Genomic DNA, 15156 nt, shown 5'->3' on the forward strand with positions numbered 1-15156 from the left:
AGCCGATGCGCCGCAGCTATGTCCCAACGATTGCTGAACTTGAGGCCTTTCGCGCCTGCGCGAGCCTCGGCACGACAATTCGCGCCGCCGATCAGCTCGGCTTGACACAGAGTTCGGTCAGCCGCTCGATCGGCCAACTCGAGGACCGGCTGGGCGTGGCGCTGTTCCACCGCGTCCGGCAGCGGCTTGTGCTTTCCGATGCGGGACGGCGCTTCGCCCGCGACGCCGAGGCGATCCTCGACAGCCTGCATGAGGCGGCAGTGCGCACCATGGCATTCGGCGGCCAGTCCGATGTGCTCAGCATCGCCGTGCTGCCTACGCTGGCAGATCGCTGGCTGATCCCGCGGCTTGCAGGCTTCCACGCGGCCCATCCGCATGTCGCCATCGACCTTGCGGTTCGGCTGGAGACAGTCGACCTTGAGACGGAAGCCTTCGACGCTGCTATCCAGCGCGGCCCGGCGGAGCCGAGGCAGCCGGGCATCGTTCGCCTGTTCGACGAGGAGCTTGTCGTCGTTGCATCCCCCGCCCTGCTCGACGGCCGCGCTGCTCTCGACGATGCCGCGCTTGCCGCACTGCCGCTGCTGCAGCAGTCGACCCGACCGACGCTCTGGCTGCAATGGTTCCAGGTCGCCGGTATCGACCCGCGCACCACCTTGCGCGGCCATCGCTTCGAGCAGTTCTCGATGGTCGTCGAAGCCGCAATCGCCGGCCTCGGCGTCGCGCTGGTGCCGGAGGTGCTGGCCGAGCGCGAGCTCACCGCTGGCAGGCTGGTGATGGCTTCGCCCAACCGCATCGCCGGCGAAGTACCCTACCGGCTGGCCTTCCGACCCGGCAGCGAGGACCGGCCGGGCCTGCGCGAATTCGTCCGCTGGCTGACAGCCGAAGCCTCGGCACAATCGCTCAGATCCTGAGACCGACCCGGAGGAGATCACCGGGTCGCAGCAACGCGAAGCCGGTCTCCGGACTTTCTTGCGGAAAAGACCAAAAGCCGGCCTTTCCGGAAAGGCGACGCTAACCATTCGGCCAAAATCAACGATCGAAGAGACACCAAAAACGAAACCTTTCCAGCCTGTTAACGTCTGCCGGTCAAGATCGCCACCAACAACAAGAAACTGAACATGCAAGGGCTTCGGGGGCGATGTCGCAGCAAACGGTACCGACTGGGTCGGGTAGGCTCATCCTGCTGTTCAAGGGAGCCTACTGGGTCGCTCTTTCGATCATCGCCGCGATGGCGCTGGCCTCCTATGTGCTTCTCCAACAGATGATGGCCGCGCAGCAGCGCGACGAAGCGCTGCTTGCGCTTGCCAATGCGCAGAGGGCGCTCTCGCAACGCGTCGTCTTCCTTGTCGCCGTCACCGACAGAGCGCCGTTTGTCGAAAAACCGGGCCTGATCGCAGAACTCAACGACGGAACGGCCGAATTCGAAGCAAACTACGACCTTTTGCTGGAGCGAATGGCGGCCGACACGCCTTCGCCCGACCGGAATGATGATCCAACGCTCGAAAACATTCTGTTTTCGAAGCCGTTCTATCTCGATTACTTCTCAACCAGTCTCGCCGCCAACGGCAAGCGCTTCGCTGCGGCAGTCCGCTCCGAGCTGGGTATCGGCAACAGCACCGTTACCGGCTATCTGGCGAGCAGGGACAAAGCCCGGCTCGACGCGACGGTCGCCAAGGCCACGCTTGCCGGCTACACGGCGCTCGCCGACCGCATCCGGGCAACGTCGGATGCGCGACTGAAGAACATGCTCAGCACCCATCGCATGCTGTTCCTTTCCACTCTCGCAGTCATCGTGCTCGTCGCGCTGTTCATTTTCCGGCCGATGTCCAACGTGATCATGCGGCGCACACATGAACTGGTCGACGCCCGCAACTCGATGGCCTTCATCGCCGTTCACGACGGGCTGACCGGCCTGCACAACCGCACTTTCCTCACCGATCATTTCGACACGCTGATCAAGGGCGCGCACCGCCGGCGCGAACGGCTTGCCGTGGTGCAACTCGATCTCGACCGCTTTAAGCAGATCAACGACACGCTGGGCCATGCCGCCGGCGACTATGTGCTGGTGATGACGGCGCAACGCATGCGCGAATCCTGCCGCGCCTCCGACCTCTGCGTTCGTCTCGGCGGCGACGAGTTCGTGATGATCCTCAACGGCGCCGGAACCAGCGAGGACATTCACGCGCTGGCCAAACGCATCCTCGACCGCATCAACGAACCGATCAGCTTCCAGGGCGCCACGGTGCACCCCGGCGCCAGCGCCGGCATCGCCGTCTATCCAGTCGATGCCGACAATGCCGCCGATCTCCTGGTGCACGCCGATCTTGCGCTCTATTCGGCGAAGAAACTCGGCGGCGGCAATTTTTCGTTCTTTTCCGACGAATTGCGGCAGGAACTCGAACACCGCAAGCAACTGGAGCGCGATCTCAAGATCGCCATCGCGGAAGAAACCTTCAGCGTCTATTTCCAGCCGCAGGTATCGCTGGCCAATGGCGCCATCACAGGTGTTGAGGCCCTGGTCCGCTGGAAGCATCCGGAGCGCGGTATGATATCGCCCGGCGAATTCATCCCGGTCGCTGAAAAATCCGGCCTGATGGCAGAGATCGGGCGCATCATTGCGCGCAAGGCCGTGCACGAAGCGGCCGCCTGGTACAATGCCGACATTCAGTTTGGCCGCCTTGCGATCAATGTTTCCGGTTCGGAGTTGCGCGAGCACGACTTCGACAGCTTCCTCTTCAGAACGCTGGAAGAGGCCGGGCTGCCGCCGCAAAAACTGTCGCTGGAAATTGTCGAGTCCGTCATTCTCGACGACGAGAAGACGGGCATCGCGGCGAAGCTGCGCCAGATCCGTGCGGCCGGCGTGCACCTGGAGCTCGACGATTTCGGCACCGGCTACGCCTCGCTCAGCCACGTCAATCCAAACGAGATCGACCGTCTGAAGATCGACCGCCGCTTCGTGCAGAATATCAACTCCAACGGCGACAACACAAAAATCGTCCGTGCCATCACCGAGTTGGCGCGCGGCCTCGGCATCTCCATCATCGCGGAAGGCGCCGAAACAGAGGCCGAACTGAATTCGCTGATGTCGATCGGCTGCGACCAGGTGCAGGGCTATTCGATCGCATTTCCAATGCCCGACGACCAGGCGCGCGCCTGGCTGATGGCGCGCGCGCCGAAGAAGCCAGCGCTGACGGTGTTGCAGGGGAGCAGGGCCTGATCCGACCGATTCTTGAACCGCCCCAATCGCTTGCCTAATCGTGGCCGGGCGCGGTCCAGGAGCATTCGAACGCGGGCACGAGATGGGAAAATCCCTTCAGCCGCTTGTCTTTTGTTTGCACGAAGAGGTCACGGCCCCCGTGCTGCCGCCTTATGTTTTTAGACACGAGGATCTGATCGCTTGAAGCGGCTGAACACAGCCGCGCGGCAAGTTGAACCGTGGAGCCGAACAGGTCGTTGCTGTCCTCGACGGGTTCGCCGCAATCCAGGCCAATCCTTATATGGATCGGTTCCGCGTTCCCGCGATTGTAGCGCTGGAATCCCTGCTGGATGGAAACAGCGCAATCGACGGCCTCTGCCGGCGAGGTGAATGACGCCATTATCCCGTCGCCGGTGTGCTTCACCTCACGCCCACCTGTTTCATTCAAGCATCGGCGGACAATAGAATCATGCGCCCGGATCAACTCGGTGGCCAGGCGGTCACCGAGGCGCGTCGTCATCCTGGTCGAACCGACGATGTCGGTGAACATGATCGCCCGGTATCCCGAATCCACATTGTGATGCGTGTGGCCGGAAGGCGGCTCAGGATCCTGAATCCGGCCCAGAAAGGCCTCCACCGCGGAAAGCGCGACTTCGACGACCTCGCCCGCAATATGGCCGTGCGCCTCGCGATGCACGCACTGGGCGGTATCCTTGTCGGGCGCGTCCACGAGGCAGAAGGTGGTGCCCCGCTGTTGGTCAAACCAGTAGGTGAGGAATTTTACCCCATACTGATCCTGGATTTCGAGATCCTTGCGATGCGCATCAGCGATGTCGGCGGCTGTCACCCCCTTCATATCGTGACGGTCCATAAAGATAGGCACAGTGCGCTCCTATCCATCACCCGCTCGGGTTATAAACGGCCATCATAGCGCACCGACGCTACATCCGCATCCCGAACCTGATGCCGTCGTAGATCGCAGCGTGGATGTTGCGCGAGGCGACCGCGTCGCCGATGCGCAGCAGCACAAAGCCGGCTTCCGGCCTCGTTTGCGGAAAGATATCGCCGCCGTCGACCAGTCTGCCGTAGTCGATGGCGCCGCCGTTCTTCGACAGCGGTTTCAACGCGAAATAGAGATCTTCGAGTGGCAGCGTGCCATGTTCGACAACGACCTGATCGACCCGCCGTTCGTCGCGCCAGCCATCGGCGAAGTCGGAGGAAAGCGTCGTCACAAGCTGGTTTCCCTCGCGGCGAACCGCGCTGAGTCGGGTGTTGATGGTGATCCTCACACCCTTCTCATGGAAGGCCCGCATATAGGGAACGTGGTTCATGCCGCCCATTTCGGGGGCGAAGAAACGTTCCGGTGAAACCAGTTCCAGCCTAGCGCCGCTGTTGGCGATCAACTCGGCCGCCGTCATACCCGGGTGGCCGCCATTGTCATCGTAAAGCAGCACATTCTCCGCCGGTTTCACGGCGCCGGCCACGATATCCCAGCTCGAGGTAACGAGATCGTCTCCGGCTTCCAGCGGGGGATTCTGCGGCACGCCGCCGGTTGCCACAACCACGACATCGGGAGACAGCGCCAGGACATCGTCCGGCTCCGCCCATGTGTCGTAGCGCATATCGACGCCGAGCCGCTGGAGTTCGGCAAGCCGCCAGTCGACGATGCCGATGAGCTCCTTGCGGCGCTGGTTCTGTGCCGCAAGACGGATCTGGCCGCCGGCCTGGCCCGACGCTTCCAGTACCGTTACCTTATGCCCGCGCTCGGCGGCGACACGCGCCGCCTCAAGCCCGGCGGCTCCGGCGCCGACCACCACGACTTTCTTCCCCTGCCCTCCGGCCTTGCCGACGATATGCGGGATGGTCGCCTCGCGCCCGGTCGCCGCATTATGGATGCAGAGAGCCTCGCCGCCTTCATAGATGCGGTCCAGGCAATAGGTGGCGCCGACGCAGGGCCGTATCTCGTGCTCGCGGCCTTCCATGACTTTTCGCACGATGTGCGGGTCGGCCAGATGCGCCCGGGTCATGCCGACCATGTCGAGCTTGCCCGTCGCAATGGCGTGGCGCGCCGTGGCGACGTCCGAAATTCGCGCCGCATGGAACACCGGGAACTTCGTCGCCGCCCTCACCTCGCCGGCAAAGTCGAGATGCGGCGAGGAACGCATGCCGGTGATCGGGATCACCTTGGTCAGCGCTGCATCGGTCTCGATCGAACCGCGAATGATGTTCAGGAAATCGAACTTTCCCGACGCCGCCAGCCGCTTCGCGATCTCGATGCCTTCGTCCTTCGACAGGCCCGCCGCAAAATCCTCGTCGGCGACCATGCGGATGCCGACGATGAATTCCGCGCCGACCGCCGCGCGCACCGCATCGATGACCCGCCAGGTGAAACGCAGCCGGTTGTCAAGCGAGCCGCCGTAATCGTCGGTGCGCCGGTTGGTCGCCGGCGACCAGAACCCGTCCATCAGGTGGCCGTAGGCTTCGAATTCGATGCCGTCGAGGCCCGCCGCCTGCATGCGCTGCGCAGCACTTGCGTAGTCGGCGACGATACGCTCGATGTCCCAATCCTCCGCCTCCTTCGGGAAGGAGCGGTGGGCCGGCTCGCGCACCGGCGAAGCGGACAGAACCGGCAACCAGTCGGCCCTGTTCCAGCCGGTGCGGCGACCTAGATGGGTGAGCTGGATCATCACCTTGCAGTCGTGTTCATGGCACGCCTCGGTGAGTTCCCTCATCCACGGCACGATTTCGTCGCGGTAGGCCTGCAGGTTGCCGAAAGCGGCCGGGCTGTCGCGTGCGACGATCGCAGAGCCGGCGGTCATGGTCAGCGCCATGCCGCCCTTTGCCTTCTCTGCGTGGTAGAGCCGGTAGCGCTCCTTCGGCAGGCCATCGTCGGAATAGGCCGGCTCATGGCTGGTCGACATGACGCGATTTTTCAGCCGCAGATGTTTGAGCTGGTAGGGTTGAAGGATCGGATCGTTGCTTTGCATGGTCTTTATTGTCATGCCCAAAGAGGATTAGAAGCTCCGGCAAAGGAGCAACCTATGACCACTACCGGAAATCTCACCCAACTGGGCACGAAGGTCGAAACGCCGGCCTCGCCCGAACTTGCCATTCTCGAGACCGTGCCGTTTGCGCGCACCGACGGCCCGCCGGCCATCGTGCGCTTCACCTGCCCGGAATTCACGTCGCTTTGCCCGGTCACCGGACAGCCGGACTTCGCACATATCGTCATTGACTATGCGCCCGACGAACTGCTGGTGGAATCGAAGTCGTTGAAACTCTTCATGACGTCGTTTCGCAATCACGGCGCGTTTCACGAGGACTGTACGGTCGCTATCGGCAAGCGCGTTGTTGAGGCAACGAAGCCCTTGTGGCTGCGCATCGCCGGCTATTGGTATCCGCGCGGCGGCATTCCAATCGACGTCTTCTGGCAGACTGGAACACCGCCGGAGGGCGCCTGGCTGCCGGAAACTGGCGTCGCGCCCTATCGCGGGCGCGGCTGAGGGCGATTTCGACGGCGCGGTTTCCACGGCCTACTCGCAGTTGAACTGGCTCAAGGCCCAGTCCTTCGACATGGAAACGATGTCGGCAACCTTCCAGGCGCCGTCGACCCTCTTCAGCTTCCATTCGAGCCGGGATACCTCGCCGTCTGCCTTGAAAGCAGCCACCACTTTCGCCAGATCGCCTTCTATCGATTCCGAGAGCTTCAATGTCCTGGCGATCTGGTTGGGATCTTCATCGGCGTCGTCGAAGGCAAGTGCGGGGTCGAGGCAGCCATCCTCGCCGCCCTTCTTGATCGCGTCGTTGAGGTCAAGAATCCTGCGTGCGGGATCGACGAAGCGGTCACGCGCCGAAGCTTCCAGTTCAAGGCCGGGATGGTCATAGAAAGGCTGAACGGCGTCGATCGCCTCGCCGGCCTGCGCGATGGAGGCCGTCGCCACCAGGAGAAGCGGAACAAAGGCAGCGTGGCCGGTCATGACGCCATCCGGATTCTGCGTGGACAAAATCAATACCACGCATCTTCCATAGACGTCTTCCGGCGCGCCATAAAATCCTGCAGTGCCTCGTCGATGCCTTCGTCGAGCGGCGGCGGCTGATATTCGGCGAGAGCCTTCTTCCAGCGGCGGTTGGCGCGGATGGCGGCGTCTTCCGAACCGGCGGCCTCCCATTTCTCGAACGGCTCATTGTCGGCAATCTCGGAATCCCAGAAGGCCGTCTCGTAGTTCGCCATTGTGTGCGCACAGCCGAAGAAATGGCTACCGGGACCGACTTCCCGAAAGGCGTCGAGCGCCAGCTGGTTGTCGTCGATCTTCACGCCGTCGAGATAGGTGTGCAGCGCGCCGCAGAAATCGGTGTCCATTACGAATTTTTCGTAGGACATCGACAGCAGTCCATCCAGGAAACCCGCCGAATGCAGGATGAAGTTGGCGCCGCAATGCACGGCGGCCAGCATCGACATCGTGCCTTCGTTCATCGCGTGCGCGTCCGGCAGCTTCGATGTGGTGAAGTTGCCGGAGCATCTGAGCGGCAGGTTCAGCCGCCGCGCAAGCTGACCGACCACCATCGAGCCGATCGCCGGCTCCGGCGTGCCGAAGGTCGGCGATCCTGAACGGAGAGACATCGAGGACAGGAAGTTGCCGAAGATCACCGGCGCGCCAGGCCGCTCCAGTTGGGTCAGCGCACAGCCCGCCATGGTCTCGGCCAGCGATTGGGCGATCGCACCGGCATTGGTGACCGGTCCCATGGCGCCGCCGAGGATGAACGGCACCACGACCGCAGCCTGGTTGGCGCGGGCGTAGGCGCGCAGCGCCGTCGTCATGGTGGCGTCCCAGACCAGCGGCGAATTGACGTTGACATTGCCGAGGATGACGCAGTTCTCGTCGACGAACTTCTCGCCGAAAACGATACGCGTCATGTCGATCGAATCCTCGGCGCGGCTTTCCGCCGTTACCGAGCCCATGAACCCTCGGTCGGAATATCTGATGTGGCTGTAGACCATGTCGAGATGGCGCTTGTTGACCGGCACGTCGACCGGCTCGCAGATGGTGCCGCCCGAATGGTGCAGCCAGGGGGAAGCCTGCGCCAGCTTCACGAAATTGCGGAAGTCCTCGATGGTTCCATAGCGGCGGCCCTTGTCGATATCCATGACGAAAGGCGAGCCGTAGGCCGGGGAAAAGACGACGCTTTTGCCGCCGATCTCCACCGAATTGGCGGGATTGCGCGCATGCTGGGTAAAAGCAGCCGGCGCGGTCTTCAGGATTTCGCGCAGCATGCCCGGCTCGAATTTGACCAGCGCGCCCTCGACTTTGGCCCCTGCCCGTTTCCAGTGGTCCAGAGCTGCCGCGTCGTCGCGGAATTCGATGCCTATCTCGGCGAGGATACGGTCGGCCGTTTCCTCGATCCTAATCAGATTGTCTTCCGAAAGGATGTCGTAGGTCGGGATGTTGCGCACGATATAGGGCCGACCCAGGCCTTCCGAGCCATGCGAGCGCATTTCGCGCCGCGCCACGCGGCCGCCGCGCTCGCGGCGTCTGGCGGGATGGTCGGCGATTTCGGCTGTGGCTGCGGTCATTGATGGCTCCAGCGGTGCGCAACCATGAAACTACCGTCTGCCACCGCAGCTGTGACGCTTGAAAATCCTGATGGCTTGCATAAGCTTGATTTATGCAAAGTCTACGCCACCTGCTGCCCTCGGCCGGCAGCCTGATCGTCTTCGAGGCGGCCGGGCGGCTCTCCAGCTTCACCGCCGCCGGACGCGAGCTCGGCATGACCCAGGCCGCGGTATCCTATGCCGTGCGCGGGCTCGAGGATCAGCTCGGCGTCAAGCTGTTCCAGCGCCGCCATCGCCAGGTGCGGCTTACCGAGGCCGGCGGCCGCTTCTTTGCCGACGTCACACTCGGCCTGTCCCACATCCGAAAGTCGGCGGAAGAGCTGCGCGCGCTCGCCGGCGGCATGCATGTGACGCTATCGGCCTCGACTGCCTTCGCCTCGTTCTGGATGATGCCGCGCCTGCAGAAATTCCGTGACGACCTGCCGGGCATCGATCTGCGCATCCAGACCGCCGACCGCGACCTCGATCTGATCGCCGAAGGCATTCCGCTCGGCATCCGCGGCGGCTCGGCGCAGGATTGGCCGGATTACGAATTGCTGCCGATCGCCAAGGAGGAAATCTATGCGGTCGCCGGCCCGGCCTATGTCGCCCGCTCCGGCATGCCGGCAAGCCCGGCCGAGATGGTCTCGCACCAACTGATCCATCTTGAGGAGCCATTCCGGCCGGCGGCGACCTGGAATGAGTGGTTCCGCTCGGCCGGCGTCAATGGCGCCGTCGCCAATCGCGGCCTGCAGATCAACGATTATGTCCTGGTCATCCAGGCGGTGATGGAAGGCCAGGGCATTGCGCTCGGCTGGCGGCACTTGACCGACCGGCTGATTGCCAGCGGACTGCTGGTGCGGCTGACCGACCATGCCATGACCACGGGCGATGGGTTCCATGTCGCCTGGCCGAAAAACCGGCCGCTGTCGGAAAGTGCCGAAAAAGTGCGCGACTGGCTGGCCGCGCAGGCGTGATCTCCTTTCGCGCCCACGGCGAATCCGGGTAAGATCACGAAATGCCCATCCGCCAACTTTCCGAGACCATGGTCAACCAGATCGCCGCCGGCGAGGTGATCGAGCGGCCGGCGAGCGTCGTCAAGGAACTCGTTGAGAACGCGCTCGACGCGGGCGCCAGCCGCATTGAGGTGGTGACCGCCGGCGGCGGGCTGGCGCTGATCCGCGTGAGCGACGACGGCGCCGGCATTCCGGTCGGCGAACTCGAACTGGCGATCGCCAGGCACTGCACCTCGAAACTGTCGGACGACATTCACGACATCCGTTCGCTGGGTTTTCGCGGCGAAGCATTGCCGTCGATCGGCTCGGTGTCGCGGCTGACGGTGCGTTCGCGCACCGCATCGGCCGACAGCGGCGCGGAAATCCGCGTCGAAGGCGGTAGGCTGACGCCAGTCAGGCCGGCGGGCGCCAACCGCGGCACGCTGGTCGAAGTGCGCGACCTGTTCTTCGCCACGCCGGCGCGGCTGAAATTCATGAAGGGCGAGCGCGCTGAGGCGACCGCAGCAGCCGATGTCGTCAAACGCATCGCCATCGCCTTCCCCGCAGTTCGGTTCACGCTGTCGGGCACGGATCGTTCGACGCTGGACCTGCTGGCTGTCGGCGACACTGCCGACGCCCGCCTCGAACGCATCGCTCAGGTGATGGGCAAGGACTTCCCGGAAAACGCCATCGGCATCGATGCGACGCGGGAGGGGGTTCATCTCGGCGGCTACGTCTCGGTGCCTTCCTTCACCCGCGCCAACGCGCTGCAGCAATATGCCTATGTCAACGGCCGGCCGGTGCGCGACAAGCTTATCACCAGCGCCATCCGCGGCGCCTTCGCCGACGTTCTGCCGCGTGACCGCCACGCGGTGACGGCGCTGTTCCTGACGCTCGATCCCGGGCATGTCGACGTCAATGTCCACCCAGCCAAGGCCGACGTGCGTTTCCGCGATCCCGGGCTGGTGCGCGGATTGATCGTCGGCGCGATCAGGCAGGCGCTGGCGGAGGCCGGCATCCGCCCGGCGACGACGGGAGCCGCCGCCATGATGGGCGCCTTCCGGCCGGGACCGACCAGCTACGGACATGCCGGACCCGCCAACGGGCACCGCTCCTTCCATGCCGGGTTCCGCGCTTCCGCATCGGCCGGGGCTTTCGACTTTGCCGCTTCGCCGAGCCGGCCGCTGCAGGGTTTCGGCGAGGGTGGGCAGGCAAGCTTCGATGCTGGACCGCTCGCCAGCGCCGATACCCGTGCCGGAAACGTCGAGGCCGCACCGGAACTGCTGACGTCGCAGCTGGGTGCGGCGCGGGCGCAGGTGCATGAAAACTACATCGTCGCGCAGACGGCCGATTCGCTGATCATCGTCGACCAGCATGCTGCACACGAGCGCCTGGTCTACGAAGCGCTGAAGACGGCGCTGCATTCGCGGCCGGTGCCGGCCCAGATGCTGCTTATTCCCGAAATCGTCGACCTGCCGGAAGAGGACGCCGAGCGCGTCGCCTCGCATGCCGAAATACTGCGCCGCTTCGGCCTGTCGGTCGAGCGTTTCGGTCCGGGCGCCATCGCTGTGCGCGAAACGCCCGCGATGCTCGGCGAGACCAACGCTGCCCAACTCATCCGCGACCTCGCCGACGAGATCGCCGATACCGATACGGCCGAGACGCTGAAGGAGCGGCTCGACGCCATTGCTGCAACCATGGCCTGCCACGGTTCGGTGCGCTCCGGGCGGCAGTTACGGGCGGAAGAAATGAACGCCCTGCTGCGCCAAATGGAAGCGACACCTGGCTCCGGAACCTGCAACCACGGACGGCCGACCTATATCGAGCTGAAACTCGCCGACATCGAACGGCTGTTCGGACGACGCTGAGCGCGGCCGCTTGACCTCGCCGTCATTTTATGGCCGAAGAAATCCGTTGAAAGGCTCATATGATGAACCGCTTTGAGGGTCCCGGCGCCAGGGAGGCCCGCATCCGCTATCTCGACGGGGATTTCCAGGTCACCAGCCCTGGCGCCTTCGTGCGCTGCGCTGTCACCGGCGAAACGATCCCGCTCGACGAACTGAAATACTGGAGCGTGGCGCGACAGGAACCGTACATCAACGCGGCCGTCTCCCTGCAGCGCGAACTGGACGTCAATCCTGAACTGCGCAAGCGGCGCTGAGGCCCTTCCGGTTCGGCGGATCTTCTTGTTTAGGATATCTGTCGGAAACTGGACCCTGCATCGCCGGGGTCATACTCCATTGCGAAGCTTGCGGTCGCGCCAGTTTTTCAGAGTCTCTTCGATCAACCGTTCGGGAACACTATCCGGCTCGAACTTCGTGTCGATCTCCAGCACATGCGCCTGTTCCAGCAGCGCCTGCGCGGCAGCTGAGCCATGACGCAACCGGGCGGCGTCCTTCGCGGTGGTGACGATCTCCAGTCCGTCCGAGCGGGCAGCCGCCGCAAGGTCGATCAGTTCGTCGTCCGAATAAAAATGATGGTCACCGAAGGAGCGCGTCAGCGCCACCGTGCCGCCGGCCTCGGCGATGGTGGCGTAAAATTTGTCGGGGTTGCCGATACCAGCAAACGCAAGCAGGCGCTTTCCGGCGATCACGCCAGGGTCGCGCGGCCTCGCCACGGCTTCGAAAATCGGCTTGCCAGCACGCGCGGCACGACGGATCACCAGATCGGCGGCACTTCCCTCGCCCATTTTCAGCACCGCGTCGGCCAACCGCAGCTGATCGAGCAGCGGCGCCCGCATCGGCCCGCCAGGGATGATATGGCCATTTCCGAGACCGCGCCGCGCATCTATCACCAGCAGGGCGAAGTCGATGTGGATGCGCGCGCTTTGGAAGCCGTCGTCCATGATCAGGAAATCACAGCCGCTTTCAGTCAGCAGACGCGCCCCGTGAGCGCGGTTCGGCGTCACCGCCACCGGCGCGTGTTCGGCAAGCAGCAGAGGCTCGTCACCGACATGCCTGGCGCTGTCATGATGCGCATCGACCAGATGCGGCTCGGAAAAGCTGCCGCCATGGCCGCGCGACAGAAACCCCGGCTTGCGGCCAAGCTGGGTTGCGGCTGCGGCGAGCGCAATCGCCACGGGCGTCTTGCCGGCCCCGCCCACCGTCAGATTGCCGACACAGAGCACCGGACAATCGATCTTTTCGCGTTTTGCCGCATTCATGCGGCGGCGCGCCACGGCCCCGTAGATCGCCGAGAGCGGATAAAGCGCGTAAGCGCGCCAGTCCGGCCTTTCCCACCAGAACGGAGGCGCTTCGCTCGCCATTCCTAGGGGTATCCCCCGTTGCCTTCCTTGAGTCGCGATTTCACGATCAGCGGATGGATGTATGGCTCCAGCGCCTTCAGGGTCGCCGCGAGGGCGCCCCGCATGTCGTCGACAGTCGCCGCGCCCGCCGCGATCATGTCTTCGCGGGCCTGCTCGTTCTTGAGCAGGAAGTTCACCGCACCGGCGAGCATGTCGCGGTCGCGCACCAGCTTGGCGCCGCCACCGTCGATCAGCCGCTGATAGGTTTCGCGAAAATTCTGCACGTTACGGCCGGCCAGCACCGCTGTATCGAGCATCGCCGGCTCAAGCGGGTTCTGGCCGCCTTCGGACGTCAGCGAGCGGCCGACGAAGGCGATCTCGGTCAGGCGGAGGTAAAGCCCCATCTCGCCGATCGTATCGCCAAGCAGGATGTCGGTGTCAGGGGTGATCGGCTCGTCGAGACTGCGGCGAGCGACTTTCAGACCCGCCGCCGCGAATTCCGCCACCAGCGCCTCGGCCCGGTTGGGATGCCGCGGCACGATGATTGTCAGCAGATCCTTGTGGCGCGGGCGCAGCATCTGGTGCACTTCCGCGGCAACTGCTTCTTCGCCGTCATGCGTGGATACCGCAGCCCAGGTCTGCCGGGAGCCGATCTGATACTTCAGGTCGGCAAGCGACCTCTCGTCGGCGGGCGGCGGATCGGTATCGACCTTGAGATTGCCGGATACGGTGACAGGCCGGGCTCCGAGTGCGCGAAACCGCTCTCCGTCGACCTCGGACTGCGCCACCACATGCGCAAGGTTCTCGAACAGCGCCTCGGCGAGGAAGGCGCGTTTCTGCCATGAAGCGAACGAACGGTCGGACAGCCGGCCATTGACCAGAACCTGCGGGACGCGGCGGGCGCCGAGCTCCAGGATCGTCATCGGCCAAATCTCGGATTCGGCAATGATCGCCAGATCCGGCTCCCAATGATCGAGGAAGCGGCTGACCGCAGGCTTCAAATCGAGCGGCACATATTGGTGGATGATGCGCTCGCCGAGCCGCTCGTCGGCGACCCGCGCCGAGGTCACCGTACCTGTCGTCAGGACCACATTGATACCGAAGCCAAGGATGCGTTCGATCAAAGGAATGACGGCAATCGTCTCGCCGACGCTTGCCGCATGGACCCAGACCAACGGCCCGCTCGGCCGTGGCCGGCTTGCAATACCGTAGCGCTCGCGCCTGCGGCTGCGCTCTTCCTTGCCCTGGTTGGCTCGCCAGCCGACATAGCCGCCGACCAGCGGATAGGCGGCGGCCCCCGCGAAGCGGTAGACCGAAAGCATGGCGCGCGCCCAACGCTCGCTCATCAGGCGCGATCCACCAGACGATACGCCTTTTCGGTAGCGGCGTTGAGGGAGGCAGTCACTTCCTGGCGTTTCCGTTCCATTTCGGCGTCATCCGCGTCGGACCGCACATAGATGGGCTCGCCGATGACGACCGTGCCGCGCCCGAAAGGCAGGTTGATGGTCGTCTTGTCCCAACTCCTCTCCAGCACCTTGCGGCGGCTGGTGGCGACCGCGAAGGCGACGATCGGGCGGCCGGAGAGCTTTGCCAACGTCACGATACCCAATCCTGCCTGGCGCGGCGTGCCCTTTGGAATATCCGCGATCATGGCGACGTTGCGGCCTGCGGCGAGTACCCTTTTGAGTGCGATCAGCGCACGGGCGCCGCCCTTCTCGGAATGATTTGAGTTGTCACGGCCGCCGGAGCCGCGCACCGCCTCGAGGCCGAACTTTTCCAGCACGAGAGCATTGATCTCGGCATCGGCGCTGCGCGACACCATGGCGGCGATCCCGCGGGCGCCCGACTTGTAGATGGTCGGGGTAAGCAGATGCTGGCCGTGCCAGAGCGCGATGATGCCCGGCGTCATTTCCTTGAACGCCTTTTCCAGGTTCGACGAACCTTCGACGAACGGGTTCGTCAGCCTGATCAGGCGCAACACCGAAGCGAGAACGCTGGCCAACGCGTTCTTCGCGAAACGCGACTGCGCCAGTGGCCTGCGGACCGACTTCCAGAAGGCCTTCATCGCACCGGGGCGGCGCGGCTCTGCTGCGGCTCCCACCGCCTGCGTTGCAGTTTTTTCGTCCATCAC

At 64.1% G+C, this 15156-nt stretch carries 13 protein-coding genes; 6 read left to right on the forward strand and 7 right to left on the reverse strand.

Features of this window, described 5'->3' with window-relative positions; translation table 11 throughout:
* Positions 1 to 5 precede the first annotated feature (5 nt).
* Positions 6 to 911, forward strand: coding sequence for a LysR family transcriptional regulator (locus F3H98_RS15925; RefSeq protein WP_149761132.1), 906 nt, complete (start codon positions 6 to 8; stop codon positions 909 to 911).
* A gap of 227 nt (positions 912 to 1138) precedes the next feature.
* Positions 1139 to 3217, forward strand: coding sequence for a putative bifunctional diguanylate cyclase/phosphodiesterase (locus tag F3H98_RS15930; protein ID WP_149761133.1), 2079 nt, complete (start codon positions 1139 to 1141; stop codon positions 3215 to 3217).
* 34 nt (positions 3218 to 3251) lie between these two features.
* Here F3H98_RS15930 and F3H98_RS15935 read toward each other — a convergent pair whose 3' ends face one another.
* Positions 3252 to 4079, reverse strand: coding sequence for a nickel-binding protein (locus F3H98_RS15935; protein WP_149761134.1), 828 nt, complete (start codon positions 4077 to 4079; stop codon positions 3252 to 3254).
* Between the two features lie 58 nt (positions 4080 to 4137).
* Positions 4138 to 6183, reverse strand: coding sequence for an oxidoreductase (locus F3H98_RS15940; protein WP_149761135.1), 2046 nt, complete (start codon positions 6181 to 6183; stop codon positions 4138 to 4140).
* 54 nt (positions 6184 to 6237) lie between these two features.
* Here F3H98_RS15940 and queF point away from each other — a divergent pair, with 54 nt between their 5' ends.
* Positions 6238 to 6699, forward strand: coding sequence for a preQ(1) synthase (queF, locus tag F3H98_RS15945; protein WP_149761136.1), 462 nt, complete (start codon positions 6238 to 6240; stop codon positions 6697 to 6699).
* Between the two features lie 30 nt (positions 6700 to 6729).
* Here the strand turns inward: queF and F3H98_RS15950 are convergent, their stop codons facing one another.
* Together F3H98_RS15950 and F3H98_RS15955 are read right to left on the reverse strand one after the other, a co-directional pair.
* Complete coding sequence (locus F3H98_RS15950) at positions 6730 to 7173, reverse strand: hypothetical protein (protein ID WP_149761137.1); 444 nt, start codon at positions 7171 to 7173, stop codon at positions 6730 to 6732.
* Positions 7174 to 7202: 29 nt separating this feature from the next.
* A complete protein-coding gene (locus F3H98_RS15955) occupies positions 7203 to 8768 on the reverse strand; it encodes a trimethylamine methyltransferase family protein (RefSeq protein ID WP_149761138.1) in 1566 nt (521 codons plus the stop codon).
* Between the two features lie 92 nt (positions 8769 to 8860).
* Here F3H98_RS15955 and F3H98_RS15960 point away from each other — a divergent pair, with 92 nt between their 5' ends.
* Genes F3H98_RS15960 through F3H98_RS15970 form a run of 3 tightly spaced genes read left to right on the forward strand, consistent with a single transcriptional unit; the run spans position 8861 to position 11942 of the window.
* The gene (locus tag F3H98_RS15960) at positions 8861 to 9763 is read left to right on the forward strand and encodes a LysR substrate-binding domain-containing protein (RefSeq protein WP_149761139.1); all 903 of its coding nucleotides are present in this window, start codon (positions 8861 to 8863) and stop codon (positions 9761 to 9763) included.
* A gap of 41 nt (positions 9764 to 9804) precedes the next feature.
* Positions 9805 to 11649 carry a DNA mismatch repair endonuclease MutL gene (mutL, locus tag F3H98_RS15965; protein WP_149761140.1) on the forward strand — a complete coding sequence of 615 codons (1845 nt, stop codon included), beginning with the start codon at positions 9805 to 9807 and terminating at the stop codon, positions 11647 to 11649.
* Positions 11650 to 11708: 59 nt separating this feature from the next.
* A complete protein-coding gene (locus F3H98_RS15970; protein ID WP_149761141.1) occupies positions 11709 to 11942 on the forward strand; it encodes a DUF2093 domain-containing protein in 234 nt (77 codons plus the stop codon).
* Between the two features lie 69 nt (positions 11943 to 12011).
* On the opposite strand, the gene lpxK is transcribed toward F3H98_RS15970, so the two are convergent.
* Genes lpxK through F3H98_RS15985 form a run of 3 tightly spaced genes read right to left on the reverse strand, consistent with a single transcriptional unit; the run spans position 12012 to position 15153 of the window.
* On the reverse strand, positions 12012 to 13046 hold the full coding sequence (lpxK, locus tag F3H98_RS15975) for a tetraacyldisaccharide 4'-kinase (RefSeq protein ID WP_149761142.1): 1035 nt from the start codon (positions 13044 to 13046) through the stop codon (positions 12012 to 12014).
* 2 nt (positions 13047 to 13048) lie between these two features.
* Positions 13049 to 14371 carry a lipid IV(A) 3-deoxy-D-manno-octulosonic acid transferase gene (waaA, locus tag F3H98_RS15980; RefSeq protein ID WP_149761143.1) on the reverse strand — a complete coding sequence of 441 codons (1323 nt, stop codon included), beginning with the start codon at positions 14369 to 14371 and terminating at the stop codon, positions 13049 to 13051.
* Complete coding sequence (locus F3H98_RS15985) at positions 14371 to 15153, reverse strand: lysophospholipid acyltransferase family protein (RefSeq protein WP_149761144.1); 783 nt, start codon at positions 15151 to 15153, stop codon at positions 14371 to 14373. The genes waaA and F3H98_RS15985 overlap by 1 nt, the downstream gene beginning before the upstream one ends.
* Positions 15154 to 15156 lie beyond the last annotated feature (3 nt).

The sequence above is a fragment of the Neomesorhizobium albiziae genome (assembly GCF_900114255.1).
GTDB classification, from domain to species: domain Bacteria; phylum Pseudomonadota; class Alphaproteobacteria; order Rhizobiales; family Rhizobiaceae; genus Neomesorhizobium; species Neomesorhizobium albiziae.